Here is a 16,168-nt window from a genome sequence, read left to right on the forward strand (position 1 = left end):
ACAAAAAGGCAGGCCCGGCCGTGGCATACACCCCGCCATCTTGACCCCTCACCCTCACCCAGCCATCCTCCCCCGATTCCCGAGCTTCAACCTACCCATGAGCAGTCGCTACAACGCCGCCGACATCGAAGTCCTTTCTGGCCTTGACCCGGTCAAGCGCCGCCCGGGCATGTACACCGACACCTCCCGCCCGAACCACCTGGCGCAGGAAGTGATCGACAACTCGGTGGACGAGGCCCTGGCCGGCCACGCCAAGTCGCTGGAAGTGATCGTCCACACCGACGGCTCGGTGGAGGTCACCGACGACGGCCGCGGCATGCCGGTGGATATCCACCCGGAAGAAGGCGTGCCGGGCGTCGAGCTGATCCTCACGCGCCTGCATGCGGGCGGCAAGTTCTCCGGCAAGAACTACAACTTCTCCGGCGGCCTGCACGGCGTGGGCGTGTCGGTGGTGAACGCGCTGTCCAACCGCGTGGAAGTGACCATCCGCCGCGATGGCAACGAATACCGCATGGCCTTCGAGAACGGCGATCGCGCCAGCGAGCTCGAAGTGATCGGCACGGTGCCCAAGAAGAAGACCGGCACCACGGTGCGCTTCTGGGCCGATCCCAAGTACTTCGACTCGCCGAAGATCTCGCTGGGCAAGCTGCGCCACCTGCTGCGCGCCAAGGCCGTGCTGTGCGCCGGCCTCAGCGTGAAGCTGGTTGACGAGGCCACCGGCGAGGTCAACGAGTGGTACTACGAGGACGGCCTGCGCGATTACCTGCGCGATGAGCTGTCCGGTGCCGAGGCGATCCCGGCCGAACTGTTCGTGCATCACGTGCAGCGCGAGGCCGACGGCCTCGACGTGGCGCTGGCCTGGGTGCCGGAAGGCGAACTGGTGCAGGAAAGCTACGTCAACCTGATTCCCACCGCGCAGGGCGGCACCCACGTGAACGGCCTGCGCTCGGGCCTCACCAATGCCATCCGCGAGTTTTGCGACATCCGCAACCTGCTGCCGCGTGGCGTGAAGCTGGCGCCGGAAGACGTGTGGGAGCGCCTGGCCTTCGTGCTGTCGGCCAAGCTGCAGGATCCGCAGTTCGCCGGCCAGACCAAGGAACGCCTGTCCTCGCGCAACGCCGCGGGCATGGTGGAAGGGGTCATCCACGACGCCTTCAGCCTGTGGCTCAACCAGCACGTGGATCTCGGCGAGCGCATCGCCCAGCTCGCCATCGAGCGCGCCAGCGCGCGCCTGAAGGCCGCCAAGCAGGTGGTGCGCAAGAAGATCACCCAGGGCCCCGCCCTGCCCGGCAAGCTCGCCGACTGCACCGCCACCGACCTCACCCGCACCGAGCTGTTCCTGGTGGAAGGCGACTCGGCCGGCGGCAGCGCCAAGCAGGCACGCGACAAGGAGTTCCAGGCGATCCTGCCGCTGCGCGGCAAGATCCTCAACACCTGGGAAGTGGAGTCGGGCTCGGTGCTCGCTTCCGAAGAAGTGCACAACCTCGCCGTGGCCATCGGCTGCGACCCGGGCAAGGACGATCTCTCGGGCCTGCGCTACGGCAAGGTCATCATCCTCGCCGACGCGGATTCGGATGGCCTGCACATCGCCACGCTGCTGAGCGCGCTGTTCCTCAGGCACTTCCCGGCGCTGGTGCGCGAGGGCCACGTGTTCGTGGCCATGCCGCCCTTGTTCCGCGTGGACGTGGGCAAGCAGGTGTTCTACTGCCTGGACGAGAACGAAAAGAACGCGATGCTCGAGCGCATCCAGCGCGAGAAAATGAAGGGCCAGGTCAGTACCACGCGCTTCAAGGGCCTGGGCGAGATGAACCCGGCGCAGCTGCGCGAGTCAACCATCCATCCTGACACCCGCCGCCTGGTGCAGCTCACCGTCGACACCGACGACGGCACCACCAAGCTGATGGACATGCTGCTGGCCAAGAAGCGCGCCGGCGACCGCAAGGCCTGGCTGGAAGAAAAGGGCGACCTGGCCACGCTGGAAGTCTGAAGCTCCTGGCTCCGCTGGAAGTCTGAAGCTCCCGGCTCCGCTGGAAGTCTGAAGCTCCTGGCTCCCTCTCCCCTCCGGGGAGAGGGCTGGGGTGAGGGCTCATTCTTGCGATAAGGCCGGTTCAAAGCCCGCTCTCGTGCAGCGCCACCGCGAGCACCCACCCCTCGCCTCAATCCTCTCCCCAGAGGGGAGAGGAAGACATCGCGCACTGATCGACGTCAACGCCCCTCTCACACCCCGGGGCTAGACTGCCTGGATGCACACCGCCTGGACCCGCCAAGCCGTCCAAGTCCTCGAGTCCGAAGCGAACCGCTCGGCCGACACGCATCTGATCCGCCTGGATCTCCCCGCCTTCCCTGGCATCCCGCTGTACCTGAAGGACGAATCCGTCCACCCCACCGGCAGCCTCAAGCATCGCCTCGCGCGCTCGCTGTTCCTGTACGCCATCTGCAACGGCTGGCTGCAGGCGGACCAGCCCGTGGTGGAAGCCTCCAGCGGCAGCACCGCCATTTCCGAGGCGTATTTCGCCCGCCTGCTCGGCTTGCCCTTTTTCGCGGTGATGCCGCGCAGCACCTCGCGGGACAAGGTGGCGCAGATCGAGTTCTTCGGCGGCCACTGCCATTTCATCGATGACACCGACGTCTACGGCGCCGCACAGCGCCTCGCTACGGCGCTTGGCGGTCACTACATGGACCAGTTCACCTACGCCGAGCGCGCCACCGACTGGCGCGGCAACAACAACATCGCCGAATCCATCTTCCGCCAGATGCAGCGCGAGCCCGATCCGGATCCCCGCTGGATCGTCGTACCCGCGGGCACGGGCGGCACCTCGGCCACCATCGGTCGCTATATCCGCTATCGCTCCGCACAGCACGCGCCCGTGCGCCTCGCCGTCGTGGATCCGGAACATTCGGTGTTCTACGACTATTACAACTGTCGCGACACCAGCCTGCAGTTGAGCCGCGGCTCGCGCATCGAAGGCATCGGTCGTCCACGCGTGGAGCCTTCGTTCCTGCCCAGCGTCATCGACCGCATGATGCGCGTGCCGGACGCCGCCTCCATCGCCGCGCTACGCCTGCTTGAACACTTGCTGGGTCGCCGCTGCGGGGGCTCGACCGGTACCAACCTGGTCGGCGCCCTGCAGCTCATGGCCGAATTGCGCGAGACCGGGGAACGAGGCCCGGTGGTCACGCTGATCTGCGACGGCGGCGATCGCTATCGCTGCTCGTACTACAACGACGAATGGATCACTTCCGAAGGGCTGGACCTCGCACCCCAGCTCGCGCGCCTGGAGGCCATCGTGCGCGACGGCCGCTGGATCGACTGACCGGGTTTCCCACCGCTCCGCCATGGCGTTATCTTGATGGCTCCCCACCATCGGACGGCGCCATGTCCCTGCTGCCACCCATCGACCTGAAGCGCTGGATCGACGAACACCGCCATTTGCTCAAGCCGCCCGTGGGCAACAAATGCATCGTCGATGGCGACTTCATCATCATGATCGTGGGCGGCCCCAACGCGCGCACCGACTATCACTACGACGAAGGCCCCGAGTTCTTCTACCAGATCGAAGGCGAGATGGTGTTGAAGGTGCAGGACGAAGGCGTCGCACGCGATATTCCGCTCCGCGCCGGCGAGTTGTTCTATTTGCCGCCTTGCGTGCCGCACTCGCCGCAACGCATGCCCGAGTCCATCGGGCTGGTGATCGAACGGCGCCGGTTGGCTGGTGAAAAGGATGGCTTGCTGTGGTTCTGCGAACGCTGCAACCACAAGCTGTATGAAGAGTACTTCACGCTAGACAGCATCGAGCATGATTTCCCGCCGGTGTTCGAACGCTTCTATCGCTCGATCGATGCGCGCACCTGCGAGCAGTGCGGGCATCTCAACCCGGCGCCAGCGAAGTACGGCTGACCAGCACATTGTTCCGAGCCCGCTTGCCTTGTGGGAGCGCACCCTGTGCGCGACGGGTGACGCCGCAGTCACGGCATCGGATCAACATTTATCGACCGCATGGAGGCGCATGCACTCCGTATGGCTGCATATTGCCTTGACGTTGTCGCCCACAGGGTGCGCTCCCACGGGGCAATTCTGTCGGGATTGCAACCTTAGTCGCAGCGTTGATCGCGCACTGGGTGCGCTCCTACAAAAAAAGCAGACCCGCGGGCCCAAGGCGGAGCCGTGGTCATTTCCATGCCATGCGGCGCAGCGATGGATCAGCCTGACGCAGGTCGCGCGCAGGGTGCGCACCCACGAGAGGCCTGCCTGTCGCGTTGACGGCGTCGGTGGCGACGCCCATCGCGTACTGGGTGCGCTCCTACAACGGAGCGTGAAGCCTGCTCAGCGCTGCAGCCATTTCCATGCCATGCGGCGCAGGGATTCATCGCTTTGCGGGTCGTCGGCAATCTGCCGGATCGGGCGCCATGCGAGCGCGTGGGACTCTTCGCTGACGACAAACGCTTCGCTGGCGCCCGCGCGCACGACATAGCGCACGTCGTAATGCCAATGTTCGGGTTCGGCTCCACGCGCGGGGATGCGGTGGCGGTCGAGATCGAACGGTGCCGGCTCGACGCTCAGGCCAACGATGCCCGACTCCTCCTCGGCCTCGCGCAGCGCGACGCGCGCGAGGTCCACATCCCCATCGGCGTGGCCACCCAGCTGCAACCAGCGCCCGAGCTTGCGGTGATGGGTCAGCAGCACGCGCTCGTTGTCGGCGCTCACCAGCCAGGCGGAGCCGGTGAAATGGGCCTCCACCGATTCGCGACGGAAGCGGTGTTCGCCGCCATCGAGCAGCTCGATGAAATGCGATACGTCCTTTTCCTCCGGCCAGCGCCGACCGTATTGCTGGAATTGCTCTGTCAACCTGTGCATGGATGCATCCCGACCGATCACCGAACGCCGCCTCGAGGCAGGCGGCAAACACCGATTATTTCAGGACTTCCCCCGCCGCGCATCGCCCTGCGAGGCTCCCGCGGCCCGACCGCAGTGCAACTTGTATGCCCGCACCCCGCTGGGCTATGGTGCCCCGTCGTTGCCGGGGTAGCGACGAGTGGACCGTGACGTTTGGCACGGTCATAAGCGGTAAGAACGACCACAAGGCGGTAGGGGAGAAACATGCTGAAAAACCTGTTCGCGACGCATCCGATCCAGGCGTCGCCGCACGTCGACGCGGGCGAGTTGCCGCACGACAGCCTGCAAGGCGAGGCCAGCCTCAAGCGCGTACTCACCGCGCGTCATCTGGTCATGCTGGGCATCGGCGCCGTGATCGGCGCAGGTATTTTCGTCATCACCGGCCAGGCCGCCGCGGAACACGCCGGCCCCGCCCTGATCATCAGCTTCATCGTCGCCGGCATCGCCTGCGCCTTCGCGGGCCTGTGCTACGCCGAATTCGCCGCGATGATCCCGGTTTCCGGCAGCGCCTACGCCTACTCGTACGCCACCCTCGGCGAAATCGTCGCTTGGTTCATCGGCTGGAACCTGGTCCTCGAATACCTCTTCGCGGTCGCCACCGTGGCGGCGGGCTGGTCGGGCTATTTCAACGAGTGCCTCTCCATCCTCAGCCATTGGACGGGGCTGTCGCTGTCGCTGCCCGACAGCCTGGCCTCGGCGCCGCTCGCGTTCATGGATGGCAGCCAGATTGAACACCTGAAGGCCGGCCAGCATGTGATCGCGAAGTTCTCCGAGCATTTCTTCCTGGTCAGCACCAACACCATCATCAACCTGCCGGCCATCCTGATCGTGTCCGCGCTGACGATGCTGTGCTATCGCGGCATCACGCAGTCGACCTTCGTCAACTCGATCATCGTGGCGATCAAGGTGATCGTGATTTTGCTGTTCCTGGTGTTCGCCTTCCGCTTCATCGATCCTTCGAACTGGCATCCGTTCATCCCGCCGGAAGAAGGTCCCGGCCGCTTCGGCACCAGCGGCATCTTCCGCGCCGCCGTGCTGGTGTTCTTCTCCTACGTCGGTTTCGACGCGGTGTCGACCGCGGCCGGCGAAGCCAAGAACCCGCAGCGCGACATGCCCATCGGCATCCTGGGCTCGCTCCTCATCTGCACCATTCTGTACATCGCCATGGCGCTGACCCTCACCGGCATCGCCCCGTACCGGATGCTGGGCACGCCCGAACCGGTGGCCACCGCGCTGAGCATCCATCCCGAACTCAACTGGCTGAAGGCGATCGTCTCGTTCGGCGCGCTGGCCGGCCTCAGCTCGGTGATCCTGGTGATGCTGCTGGGCACCTCGCGCATCTTCTTCAGCATGGCGAAGGACGGCCTGCTGTCGAAGACCATTTCGCGCGTGCATGCCAAGCACCGTACCCCGCACGTCGCCACCATCATCGCCGGCGTTTCCGCGCTGGTGCTCGCCGGCCTGTTCCCGGTCAGCATCCTGGGCGAGCTGGTGTCGATGGGCACCCTGCTGGCCTTCACCACCGTGTGCATCGGCGTGCTGATCCTTCGCTACACCCGTCCGGAGCTGCCGCGCTCGTTCCGCGTGCCGGGCATCTGGGTGGTGAGCATCCTGGGTTCGGTGATCTGCCTGTACCTGTTCTGGCAGTCGTTCCGCGCCAACTGGCCGCTGATGGTGGGCTGGACCGCGTTCGGCATGCTGATCTATTTCTTCTATGGGTATTCCCATAGCAAGCTCCGCAAGCAAAACTCCTGATCCGACACACGAAGGGCCGGCCCAGTGCCGGCCCTCTCGTTATGACCGGGGGCGATGACGGCCCCAGCTTCACCAGGTTGACGCATGCTCAAACAGCTACTCGCCCGCAAGACCGACTTTTCCGACGCCGACGACACCTCCCACGGCCCTACCCTGCGCCGCACGCTCGGCCCCTGGGGCATCACGGCCCTCGGCATCGGCGCCGTGATCGGCACCGGCATCTTCGTGGTCACCGGCCAGGCTGCCGCGGAACACGCGGGCCCGGCGGTGCTGATCTCATTCGTCCTGGCGGCGATCTGCAGCGGCTTCACCGCGCTGTGCTACGCCGAATTCGCCACGCTGATCCCTATCTCGGGCAGCTCCTATTCCTACGCGTACGCGACGCTGGGTGAGCTGGTGGCCTGGTTCATCGGCTGGAACATGGTGCTGGAATACGGCATCTCCGCCTCCGCGGTGGCCGCCAGTTGGACCGGCTATTTCACCAGCCTGCTCGACCAGCTCGGCATTCATCTGCCGCAGGCGCTGACCGAGGCGCCGCTGGCCTTCACCGATGGGCACCTGGTCGCAACCGGCCACATCATGAACCTGCCGGCGGTGGCGATCGTGCTGGCGCTCACCTGGCTCTGCTACGTCGGCATCCGCGAATCGTCGGGCCTGAACGTGCTGATGGTGGGCCTCAAGGTCGGCCTGATCATCATCGTGGTGGTCGCCGGCTATCGCTACATCGATCCGTCGAACTGGCATCCGTTCATTCCGGAAAACCAGGGGCCCGGCAAGTACGGCTGGTCCGGCATCATGCGCGGCGCGGCCATGGTGTTCTTCGCCTATATCGGCTTCGAAGCGACATCGACCGCCGCGCAGGAATGCAAGAACCCGCAGCGTGATCTCCCGTTCGGCACGCTGGTGTCGCTGGTGATCTGCACCATCCTCTATCTTGCGATGGCTGCCGTGCTGACGGGCCTGGCCTCGTATACGGACCTGGGCACCAGCGAACCGGTGGTCACCGCCATCAAGGGCCATCCGCAGCTGGGCTGGCTGCGCACGGTGGTGGAAATCGGCGCGCTGATCGGCCTGTCCTCGGTGATCCTGGTGATGATCATCGCGCAGCCACGCATCTTCATGATCATGTCGCGCGACGGCCTTCTGCCGAAGGTGTTCAACCGCATCCATCCCAAGCACCGCACGCCGCACATCAATACGGTGATCACTGGCGTCGGCATCGCGATCCTGGCGGCGGTATTCCCGCTCGACCTGCTGGCCGACCTGACGTCGATGGGCACGCTGATCGCGTTCGTCGCGGTATGCGCGGGCGTGTTGATCCTTCGCTATACGTCGCCGGAGCTGCACCGCGGTTTCCGCGTGCCGTGGGCGTGGGTGATCTGCCCTGCCGGCGTGATCAGCTGCCTGGCCCTGCTGGCCTTCATGAGCTGGTTCAACTGGCTGCTGATGATCGTCTGGACCGCCATGGGGCTGGCCATCTACTTCGGCTACGGCATCCGCCACAGCCGCCTCCACCGCCAGCCCGTCCGCCAAAATTCGGATTCTTCGGCGATCTGACGCCAACTTCGCCGAAACCGCCGGGTGACCGATGCCCCACCCGGCGTAACGAATGAAAGGTCCCTATGGAGCATTCGTGAGGCGCAGTCTCGAATACAACGATAAGTTATTGTTTTTTATCGTTTTAACGAGACTTTTTCGATAAAATTTTGGGGCCGCCAGGCCCCAAAACCGCCCTCCAGGAGTATCATCTGTGCTCCGTGGGTTGATCACTTGGCAGTGGGCCCCGGATTGCCGCCCGGCGCGTCAGGCGGGTCAGCTCCTCGGCCTGACGCGTCTGGGCAGCATCTTCTACTCACCGAGTTCTTCGGTTCGAGTACTTCCTCACTTGCATAAAGATCACGCGAAGATCAGGTCAGCGCGGTGTTGTCGCGTCCTCGCCTGTGCGATGCCATGGATGCGCATGCTGCGTGCGCGCCGCGCTCATGCGCGTTTTTCCATCGCCACAAAACAAGAAGGCCGGCAATGCCGGCCTTCGCGTCGAACCCATGTCGGAAGCTTCAGGCTTTCTTCGGCGCGTGCGACACGCACCAGCCCTTCGCGTTGACCGACTTGCCCGGGAACAACTGGCACGGACCGTAGCCCGACGCGCCGCCGCTGTAGAACTGGCAGTTGGCGCAGGTGTCGCCGGCCTTGTGCTTCGCATCGCTCGTCTTGCTGGCGTCTTCGACGTAACCGAGGGCCTTCGCCGTCGGATCGGACTCAGCCACATGCGGAAGGTCCGCGGCGCGCGCGAAGCGCGGCAGGCCGCCGCCAATCACCACGGCGGCCGCTGCAGTCCCGGCTGCGGCCTTGAGAAAGCGACGACGCGATTCGATATCTTTTTCATGCGACATTGGTCCAACCTCCGTCCGTAAAAATACCCGCCACGCCCGTGGCAGATCTGACAACATGCTACTAGCCTCACGGATAAGTCGTGAGAACGAATCGCATTTTCGGCATTGGGCGTGAAATCGACGTGGTATAGTTGCCATTCATTTGGACGTCCATAACCCCATGAGCCAGATCCTTCCCGCCACGATTCCCGCCGAACTGTTCGCACAGCGCGCCGACGCCATCGCCGACGCCGCGCGCGAACTGGCCGCGGCAGGATGGACGCCGGCCACCAGCAGCAACTTCTCCATGCGCCTGGACGGCGAGCACGCCGCCATCACGATCTCGGGGCGCGACAAGGGCAAGCTGGGCCGCGACGACATCATGGTGATCGACATGCAGGGCAAGGCGGTCGGCACTTCCGCCCGTCCCAGCGCCGAGACCGAGCTGCACACGCAGATCTATCGCCGCATGCCCGGGATGAATGTGGTGCTGCACACGCATTCGCGCACGCAGAGCGTGGCCTCGCGCTTGTTCGCGCGCGATGGCGTGGTGACGCTGGAAGGGTGGGAGCTGCAGAAGGCCATCGCGGGCCAAACCACCCACGACGCCGAGCTGGCGATCCCGGTGTTTCCCAACACGCAGCACATGCCCGAACTGGTGGCGCAGGTGGACGCCTGGCTCGACGCCGGCAAGCCGCTGCACGCCTATCTCATCAACGGTCACGGCATCTACACCTGGGGCCGTGACATGGCCGAGACGCGCCGCCATCTGGAGGCGCTGGAATTCCTGCTCGGCTGCGAACTCGACCTGAGGAGACTTTCCGCATGAGCCGCCTGCGCATTTTCCAGGACAGCCGCCCCGACGCCCCGCTGAGCGTATTCACCGACCACGCCGAGATCGCCACCGAACTGGCGAAGGCCGGCGTGCGCTTCGAACAGTGGGAAGCCAGCCAGCCGATCGCGCCCGGCGCCAGCCAGGATGAAGTGATCGCGGCCTATCGCGCCGACATCGATCGCCTGATGTCCGAAGAGGGCTACCAGGCTGTCGACGTCATCAGCCTCAAGCCTGACCATCCGGATCGCGCGACGCTGCGCCAGAAGTTCCTCAGCGAGCACACGCACAGCGAAGACGAGGTGCGCTTCTTTGTCGCCGGCGCGGGCCAATTCACCCTGCACCTGGGCGACAAGGTCTACGACATCCTGTGCGAACAAGGCGACCTGATCGGCGTGCCGGACGGCACCCGGCACTGGTTCGACATGAGCGAGTCGCCGTACTTCGTGGCGATCCGGCTGTTCACCAACAAGGACGGCTGGGTGGCGAATTTCACCGGCGAGGACATCGCCGGGCGTTTTCCGCGCATGACGCCGCACGGCTCCGCGCAGGCGGCCTGAACTCATCCCCTTGCGGGAACTCGCCCGTGCGGCCAGGGCCTCCGCGATGGCTGATCGCGCACTGGGTTGCACTCCTGCGGGCGCGCCGGCGAGAGCCCTCGCCGGGCGCCCCGGCCACGGGTAAGCTTGTCTGCCCTGTAGCCCTGGTTTTCCCCGCATGACCGTCATCCGCGCCATCGTCACTGACATCGAGGGCACCACCAGCTCGATCCGCTTCGTCAAGGACGTGCTGTTTCCCTACGCCCGCGAGCGACTGCCTGCTTTCGTGGAAACCCATGGCGATACGCCCGAAGTGCAGCATTGGCTGCACGAGGCCGCCAAGGAGGCCGGGATCGTCGAGGCCCCGCGGCAGGAAGTGATCGAGATGCTGCTGCGCTGGATCGACGAGGACCGCAAGTCCACGGCGCTCAAGGCGCTGCAAGGCATGATCTGGAAGGACGGCTACGCGAACGGTGATTACCAGGCGCACATGTACCCGGAAGTCTCCGCCCGGCTGCACGCGTGGCGCGCCGATGGCCTGCATCTGTACGTGTACTCCTCAGGCTCCGTGCCGGCGCAGAAGCTGTTCTTCGGCTACAGCGAGGCGGGCGACCTCACGCCGCTGTTCTCGGGCTACTTCGACACCGAGACCGGCCCCAAGCGCGAGCGCGCGTCCTACGAGAAGATCGCCGAGGCGATCGGTGAACAGCCGGGCCACATCCTGTTCCTGTCCGACATCGTGGAGGAACTGGACGCCGCCAAGGCCGCCGGCCTGCATACCGGCTGGTTGCTGCGTGAGCCGCTGGCGCTGCCCGACGCGCCGCGCCATCCCGCCTACCGCGACTTCGACGCCATCGTTCTCTGACCTGCCCGGGTTCACGCCATGCGTATCGCTTTGACTGCCCTGCTCGCCTTCGCGGCCGGCGTGTTGCTCATGGTGGGACTGACGCGGCATGCGCTGCCCGCCGGTGAACCCGACGCATCCGCCCCTCGTGCCGCGCCGGCAAGCGCGAGCACCGCACCCGCCGACAACCAGACGACAGACGAGGCCGACACCTCATCCGATAACTGGCCGCAGCAGGCGCCATCGCCCGAACAGGTGATGTATGCCCAGCGCGGCATGGTGCACAAGGCGCTGGAGCACCTGGGCACGCGCGTCGCCGGCCAACCCAACTTGTATGTGCTCGCCTTCGGTGGCGACGGCGGAGAAGACGTGTTCCGCAACGAGACGGAATACGCCGCGAAGATGTTTCCGCAGCGCTTCGGCGCCGCGACGCACGTGATGGTGCTGGAGAACAACCCGGCCTCGCTGGGCGAGCGCCCGCTCGCGTCATGGAGCAACCTGGAGACCGCGCTGGACGGGCTGGCCGACGTGATGAAGCCGGATGAGGACATCCTGCTGCTGTACATGACCACGCACGGCGACGAGGAACACAATCTGCTCGTCGACATGGATCCACTTCCGCTGGACCAGATCGGCGCCCCCGACCTTGCCGATATCCTCAACAAGCGCCCGTTCAAATGGAAGGTCGTGGTGGTGAACGCGTGCTACTCGGGCGGGTTTCTTCCTCCCTTGAAGAGCACCGGCACCATGGTGATCACGGCCGCCCGCGCCGATCGCAGCTCATTCGGCTGCGGCAGCGACTCGGATATCACCTATTTCGGCCGTGCCTGGCTGGTCGACGGGCTCAACCACACGCCGGATTTCATGGAAGCCTTCCGCCAGGCCTCCAGCGAGATCGCGCAGTGGGAGGCCAAGGACAAACTGACGCCCTCCGAACCGCAGATCAGCGTCGGCGCGGGCATCGCCGACCAGCTGGCCCTGTGGCGCCGCCACCTCGTGCCCGGGCCGGCCGTGGCGTTCAAGCCCACGCCAACGACACCGGCCGCGCACCTCCAGTAACACCGTTGGGTCAGGCCGGCACGGGGCTGCGCGCGTGCCAGATCCAGCGCTCGTGATTGATCGTGGCGCCCTGTCCATCGCGGGGGAACAACACCGCGCCACGGGGTGCCACGCGCAACTCCATGCCTGCCTGCAGGCCCAGTCGCGACAAGTCCTCGCTGGCGATGTCGGCTTCCAGCGGCTGTTCGAGTGACTCCACCTGCAGTTCGAGATGCGCCACGCTGCCGGCCAGGTAGATATGGCGCAGCCGCGCCTCCCACGCCGGCTGCGAAGCCGGCACCGCCAGGCGCAATTGCTCGGGTCGCACGTAGGCCACGGCTTCGGTATGCCGGCCCTGCCAGGGATCGTCTTCGGGCTTCCATCCACCGGCGGCCAACCCGGCACCGTTGCGCCTCACGGTGAAGCGATTGACCTTGCCGATGAACTCGCAAACGAAGGGCGTGGCCGGTTGCTGATAGATCATTTCGGGCGATCCGACCTGCTCCACGCGACCGTTGTTCATCACCGCCACGCGGTCGGCCAGCTCCAGCGCCTCTTCCTGATCGTGCGTGACGAAGACCGTCGTGAGCTGGAGTTCCTCATGCAGCTCGCGCAACCAGCGGCGCAAGGCGACGCGCACCTGTGCGTCCAACGCGCCGAACGGTTCGTCCAGCAGCAGGATGTCGGGTTCCACGGCCAACGCGCGCGCCAACGCCACGCGCTGACGCTGGCCGCCTGAAAGCTGCGAGGGATAGCGGCGGCCCAGCCCGTCCAGTTGCACGCGCTTGAGCAGGCGCTCGACCCGCTCGCGGATCACCGCGCGCGAGGGCCGCTTGCGCCAGGGGCGCACCCGCAGGCCGAAAGCGATGTTCTCCAGCACGGTAAGGTGCCGGAACAGCGCGTAATGCTGGAACACCATGCCGATATTGCGCTCGCGCGCCGTGGTGGCGAGGAAGTCCTTGCCATCCTTCAGCACGCTTCCGGTGTCGGGATAATCGAGGCCGGCAAGTATGCGCAGCAAGGTCGTCTTGCCCGAGCCCGAGGGCCCCAGCAAGGCGAGGAATTCACCCGGCGCGATCTCCAGGCTGACATCGTCCAGTGCCTGGTATTCGGCGAAGCGTCGGTTCAGATGGGACAGCTCGAGCGTCATGGGTGTCCTCAATGCCCGCCCGGCGCGTGCGCGGCGATTTCATCACCATACCGCCATTCCAGCAGGGTTTTCACGGCCAGCGTGAGCAAGGCCAGCAGCGCCAGCAACGAGGCCACGGCGAAAGCGCCCACGTAATCGTATTCGTTGTAGCGCATCTCCACTTCCAGCGGCATGGTCGTGGTGAGCCCGCGGATGTGCCCGGAAACCACGGACACCGCGCCGAACTCGCCCATCGCGCGCGCATTGCACAAGAGCACGCCGTACAGCAGCGCCCAGCGGATGTTCGGCATGGTGACGCGGAAAAACAGCTGCCAGCCGCTGGCCCCCAGCACGCGCGCGGCCTCTTCTTCCTCGCTGCCCTGCGACTGCATCAGCGGAATCAGCTCGCGCGCCACGAACGGCAACGTGATGAAGACCGTCACCAGGACCAGTCCGGGCACCGCGTAGATGACCTTGAGGCCATGCCCTTCCATCCACGGGCCGAACCAGCCCTGCGCGCCGAACAGCAGCACGTAGACCAGGCCGGAAATCACCGGAGAGACCGAGAACGGCAGGTCGATGAAAGCGCCGAGCAGCGTCTTGCCGCGGAATTCGAAGCGCGTCATCGCCCAGGCCGCGGCAACGCCGAAGACCACGTTGAGCGGCACCGCGATCGCCGCCACCAGCAGCGTCAGGCGAATGGCCGACCGCGCTTCAGGCTGCCAGATGGCTTGCAGGTAAGGCGCCACGCCCTGGCGGAACGCCTCCACGAACACGGTGGCGAGTGGCAGCAGAAGGAACGCGACCAGGAACACCAGGGCAAGCAGGATCAGCGCGACATGCGCGATCCGACGCGGCCAGCCCATCGAACGCGACCGTGGATGCCTGCTCATGCGGCACGCTCCGCCCAGCGGTTGCTCCAGCGCTGCAGCAGGGCGATGACCACCAGCAGCAGGAAGGAAAGCAGCAGCAGGGCCACGCCCAGCGCGGCGGCGCCGGCGGTGTCGAACTGTTCGAGCTTCTGCACGATCAGCAGCGGCGCGATCTCCGAATGCATGGGGATGTTGCCCGCGATGAAGATCACCGAGCCGTATTCACCCACGGCACGCGCCAGCGCCAACGCAAAGCCGGTAAGCAGCGTGGGCGCCAGCATCGGCAGGATCACGCGGAAAAAGGTCTGGTGGCGACGCGCCCCCAGGCTTTCCGCCGCTTCTTCCACGTCGCGCTCCAGTGACGCCAGCACCGGTTGCAGCGTACGCACCACGAAGGGGAAGCCGACGAACACCATGGCGACGAGCACGCCGATCGGCGTATACGCCACCTTGATGCCCAGCGGCTCCAGCCATCGGCCCAGCCAGCCATTGGGCGCATACAAGGTCGTGAGCGCGATACCGGCCACCGCCGTCGGCAGCGCAAACGGCAGATCCACCAGCGCGTCGAACAGGCGCCGCCCCGGGAACCGATAGCGCACCAGCACCCAGCCGATCAGCAAGCCCACCACGGCGTTGATGGATGCCGCCAGCAGGGCGCCGAACAGGCTGAGCCGCAATGCCGCCAACGTGCGTGGGCCGGACAGCAGCTGGATCAGCCCGTGGAAGCCAATGCCGGTCGCCTTCCAGGCCAGTGCCGCCAGCGGCAGCAGGACGATCAACCCCAGGTAGGTCAGCGCATAGCCGAAGCTGAGGCCGAAACCGGGGAGCACCTGTCTTCGCATGAAATCAGCGTCCCGCGCCCAACTGGTCGAAGATCGCGCCCTCGGCGAAGAACTTTGCCTGCGCCTGTCGCCAGTCGCCGAACACCTCGCCGATGGTGAACGTATGCGTGGCCGGGAACTGGCTTGCGTAGCGCGCGGCGACGTCCTGCAGGCGTGGCCGGTAATAGTTTTTCGCGGCGATCTCCTGCCCTTGCGGCGTGTACAGGAACTGCACGTACGCGTCGGCCACGGCCCGCGTGCCGTGCTTGTCCGCATTCGCATCGACCACCGACACGGGCGGCTCGGCCAGGATGGTGACCGACGGCACGACGACCTCGAACTTGTCCTTGCCCAATTGGCGCTGCGCCAGCAAAGCCTCGTTTTCCCAGGCGATCAGCACGTCGCCAATGCCGCGCTGCGCGAAGGTATTGGTGGCGCCACGTGCACCGGTATCGAGCACCGGCACGTGCTTGTACAACTCCTGCACGTAGGCCCTGGCCTTGGCTTCGTTTCCGCCGGGCTGCTTGAGCGCATAGCCCCACGCCGCCAGGAAATTCCAGCGCGCGCCGCCGGACGACTTCGGATTGGGCGTCACCACCTGCACGCCAGGACGCACCAGGTCGGCCCAATCCTTGATGCCCTTGGGATTGCCCTTGCGCACCAGGAACACGATGGCGGAGGTATAGGGCGATGCGTTGTCCGGCAGCCGCGTCTGCCAGTTCCTGGCTATCAGGCCGCGATCGGACACGGCGTCGATGTCGTAGGCGAGCGCGAGCGTGACCACGTCGGCCGGCAGGCCATCGACCACGGAGCGTGCCTGCTTGCCCGAGCCACCATGCGACATCTGGATGGTCACGCTGTCGCCATGCTGCGCCTTCCACTGCGCGGCGAACGCGTTGTTGATGTCCCGGTACAGCTCGCGCGTCGGGTCGTAGGAAACGTTGAGCAGGGTGACATCCTTGGCTGCCACGCTGGCTGCCAGCAGGGTGCCAGCGAGCGCCACCAGGCACGGAACGAGCTTATTCATGACGTCTCCTGCGAAGGCACGAACGACCAGACTATCGGGCCGGCG

At 65.6% G+C, this 16,168-nt stretch carries 15 protein-coding genes; 9 read left to right on the forward strand and 6 right to left on the reverse strand.

Annotation, left to right across the window (positions count from 1 at the left end; all coding sequences use genetic code 11):
* The first annotated feature begins 97 nt into the window (after positions 1 to 97).
* The 3 genes from parE to JMF82_RS03530 all read left to right on the forward strand — a co-directional run bounded on the left by parE (position 98) and on the right by JMF82_RS03530 (position 3,898).
* Positions 98 to 1,987 carry a DNA topoisomerase IV subunit B gene (gene parE, locus JMF82_RS03520; RefSeq protein ID WP_201313159.1) on the forward strand — a complete coding sequence of 630 codons (1,890 nt, stop codon included), beginning with the start codon at positions 98 to 100 and terminating at the stop codon, positions 1,985 to 1,987.
* A gap of 256 nt (positions 1,988 to 2,243) precedes the next feature.
* Positions 2,244 to 3,314, forward strand: a complete 1,071-nt coding sequence (locus JMF82_RS03525; RefSeq protein ID WP_201313160.1) for a PLP-dependent cysteine synthase family protein — start codon at positions 2,244 to 2,246, stop codon at positions 3,312 to 3,314.
* A 62-nt stretch (positions 3,315 to 3,376) separates the two neighbouring features.
* Positions 3,377 to 3,898, forward strand: coding sequence for a 3-hydroxyanthranilate 3,4-dioxygenase (locus tag JMF82_RS03530; RefSeq protein ID WP_201313161.1), 522 nt, complete (start codon positions 3,377 to 3,379; stop codon positions 3,896 to 3,898).
* Positions 3,899 to 4,324: 426 nt separating this feature from the next.
* On the opposite strand, the gene JMF82_RS03535 is transcribed toward JMF82_RS03530, so the two are convergent.
* On the reverse strand, positions 4,325 to 4,855 hold the full coding sequence (locus JMF82_RS03535) for an NUDIX hydrolase (protein ID WP_201313162.1): 531 nt from the start codon (positions 4,853 to 4,855) through the stop codon (positions 4,325 to 4,327).
* Positions 4,856 to 5,098: 243 nt separating this feature from the next.
* Between JMF82_RS03535 and JMF82_RS03540 the strand changes: the two genes are divergently transcribed.
* Together JMF82_RS03540 and JMF82_RS03545 are read left to right on the forward strand one after the other, a co-directional pair.
* Entirely contained in the window at positions 5,099 to 6,649 is a 1,551-nt protein-coding gene (locus tag JMF82_RS03540; protein WP_201313163.1) for an amino acid permease, read from the forward strand.
* Between the two features lie 84 nt (positions 6,650 to 6,733).
* On the forward strand, positions 6,734 to 8,206 hold the full coding sequence (locus JMF82_RS03545) for an amino acid permease (protein WP_201313164.1): 1,473 nt from the start codon (positions 6,734 to 6,736) through the stop codon (positions 8,204 to 8,206).
* Positions 8,207 to 8,706: 500 nt separating this feature from the next.
* Here JMF82_RS03545 and JMF82_RS03550 read toward each other — a convergent pair whose 3' ends face one another.
* On the reverse strand, positions 8,707 to 9,042 hold the full coding sequence (locus JMF82_RS03550) for a high-potential iron-sulfur protein (protein ID WP_201313220.1): 336 nt from the start codon (positions 9,040 to 9,042) through the stop codon (positions 8,707 to 8,709).
* 160 nt (positions 9,043 to 9,202) lie between these two features.
* On the opposite strand from JMF82_RS03550, the gene JMF82_RS03555 reads away from it, so the two are divergent.
* The 4 genes from JMF82_RS03555 (at position 9,203) to JMF82_RS03570 (ending at position 12,295) form a co-directional block, all read left to right on the forward strand.
* Positions 9,203 to 9,850: a methylthioribulose 1-phosphate dehydratase gene (locus JMF82_RS03555; protein ID WP_201313165.1), complete on the forward strand. Its 648-nt coding sequence runs from the start codon at positions 9,203 to 9,205 to the stop codon at positions 9,848 to 9,850.
* Positions 9,847 to 10,413: an acireductone dioxygenase gene (locus JMF82_RS03560; protein ID WP_201313166.1), complete on the forward strand. Its 567-nt coding sequence runs from the start codon at positions 9,847 to 9,849 to the stop codon at positions 10,411 to 10,413. Before JMF82_RS03555 ends, JMF82_RS03560 begins: the two co-directional genes overlap by 4 nt.
* Positions 10,414 to 10,570: 157 nt before the next feature.
* Positions 10,571 to 11,257: an acireductone synthase gene (mtnC, locus tag JMF82_RS03565; protein ID WP_201313167.1), complete on the forward strand. Its 687-nt coding sequence runs from the start codon at positions 10,571 to 10,573 to the stop codon at positions 11,255 to 11,257.
* Positions 11,258 to 11,275: 18 nt separating this feature from the next.
* Positions 11,276 to 12,295 carry a C13 family peptidase gene (locus JMF82_RS03570; protein ID WP_201313168.1) on the forward strand — a complete coding sequence of 340 codons (1,020 nt, stop codon included), beginning with the start codon at positions 11,276 to 11,278 and terminating at the stop codon, positions 12,293 to 12,295.
* A 10-nt stretch (positions 12,296 to 12,305) separates the two neighbouring features.
* Here the strand turns inward: JMF82_RS03570 and JMF82_RS03575 are convergent, their stop codons facing one another.
* From JMF82_RS03575 to JMF82_RS03590, 4 genes are read right to left on the reverse strand one after another with little or no spacing between them, the layout of a single operon-like run.
* Positions 12,306 to 13,424, reverse strand: coding sequence for a TOBE-like domain-containing protein (locus JMF82_RS03575; RefSeq protein WP_201313169.1), 1,119 nt, complete (start codon positions 13,422 to 13,424; stop codon positions 12,306 to 12,308).
* Positions 13,425 to 13,432: 8 nt separating this feature from the next.
* Positions 13,433 to 14,296 carry a sulfate ABC transporter permease subunit CysW gene (cysW, locus tag JMF82_RS03580; protein ID WP_201313170.1) on the reverse strand — a complete coding sequence of 288 codons (864 nt, stop codon included), beginning with the start codon at positions 14,294 to 14,296 and terminating at the stop codon, positions 13,433 to 13,435.
* The gene (cysT, locus tag JMF82_RS03585) at positions 14,293 to 15,117 is read right to left on the reverse strand and encodes a sulfate ABC transporter permease subunit CysT (RefSeq protein WP_201313171.1); all 825 of its coding nucleotides are present in this window, start codon (positions 15,115 to 15,117) and stop codon (positions 14,293 to 14,295) included. Before cysT ends, cysW begins: the two co-directional genes overlap by 4 nt.
* Positions 15,118 to 15,121: 4 nt before the next feature.
* Positions 15,122 to 16,123: a sulfate ABC transporter substrate-binding protein gene (locus JMF82_RS03590; RefSeq protein ID WP_201313172.1), complete on the reverse strand. Its 1,002-nt coding sequence runs from the start codon at positions 16,121 to 16,123 to the stop codon at positions 15,122 to 15,124.
* Positions 16,124 to 16,168 lie beyond the last annotated feature (45 nt).

The sequence above is a fragment of the Dyella sp. EPa41 genome, assembly GCF_016586165.1.
Lineage (GTDB): Bacteria > Pseudomonadota > Gammaproteobacteria > Xanthomonadales > Rhodanobacteraceae > Dyella.

What these genes read in the sequence shown, in the direction of transcription:
- JMF82_RS03590 (WP_201313172.1), bottom strand. Translation starts at nt 16,123, where the DNA reads ATGAATAAGCTCGTTCCGTGCCTGGTGGCGCTCGCTGGCACCCTGCTG.
- cysT (WP_201313171.1), bottom strand. Translation starts at nt 15,117, where the DNA reads ATGCGAAGACAGGTGCTCCCCGGTTTCGGCCTCAGCTTCGGCTATGCG.
- JMF82_RS03570 (WP_201313168.1), top strand. Translation starts at nt 11,276, where the DNA reads ATGCGTATCGCTTTGACTGCCCTGCTCGCCTTCGCGGCCGGCGTGTTG.
- JMF82_RS03560 (WP_201313166.1), top strand. Translation starts at nt 9,847, where the DNA reads ATGAGCCGCCTGCGCATTTTCCAGGACAGCCGCCCCGACGCCCCGCTG.
- parE (WP_201313159.1), top strand. Translation starts at nt 98, where the DNA reads ATGAGCAGTCGCTACAACGCCGCCGACATCGAAGTCCTTTCTGGCCTT.
- JMF82_RS03545 (WP_201313164.1), top strand. Translation starts at nt 6,734, where the DNA reads ATGCTCAAACAGCTACTCGCCCGCAAGACCGACTTTTCCGACGCCGAC.
- JMF82_RS03550 (WP_201313220.1), bottom strand. Translation starts at nt 9,042, where the DNA reads ATGTCGCATGAAAAAGATATCGAATCGCGTCGTCGCTTTCTCAAGGCC.
- JMF82_RS03540 (WP_201313163.1), top strand. Translation starts at nt 5,099, where the DNA reads ATGCTGAAAAACCTGTTCGCGACGCATCCGATCCAGGCGTCGCCGCAC.
- JMF82_RS03535 (WP_201313162.1), bottom strand. Translation starts at nt 4,855, where the DNA reads ATGCACAGGTTGACAGAGCAATTCCAGCAATACGGTCGGCGCTGGCCG.
- JMF82_RS03525 (WP_201313160.1), top strand. Translation starts at nt 2,244, where the DNA reads ATGCACACCGCCTGGACCCGCCAAGCCGTCCAAGTCCTCGAGTCCGAA.
- JMF82_RS03555 (WP_201313165.1), top strand. Translation starts at nt 9,203, where the DNA reads ATGAGCCAGATCCTTCCCGCCACGATTCCCGCCGAACTGTTCGCACAG.
- mtnC (WP_201313167.1), top strand. Translation starts at nt 10,571, where the DNA reads ATGACCGTCATCCGCGCCATCGTCACTGACATCGAGGGCACCACCAGC.
- JMF82_RS03530 (WP_201313161.1), top strand. Translation starts at nt 3,377, where the DNA reads ATGTCCCTGCTGCCACCCATCGACCTGAAGCGCTGGATCGACGAACAC.
- cysW (WP_201313170.1), bottom strand. Translation starts at nt 14,296, where the DNA reads ATGAGCAGGCATCCACGGTCGCGTTCGATGGGCTGGCCGCGTCGGATC.
- JMF82_RS03575 (WP_201313169.1), bottom strand. Translation starts at nt 13,424, where the DNA reads ATGACGCTCGAGCTGTCCCATCTGAACCGACGCTTCGCCGAATACCAG.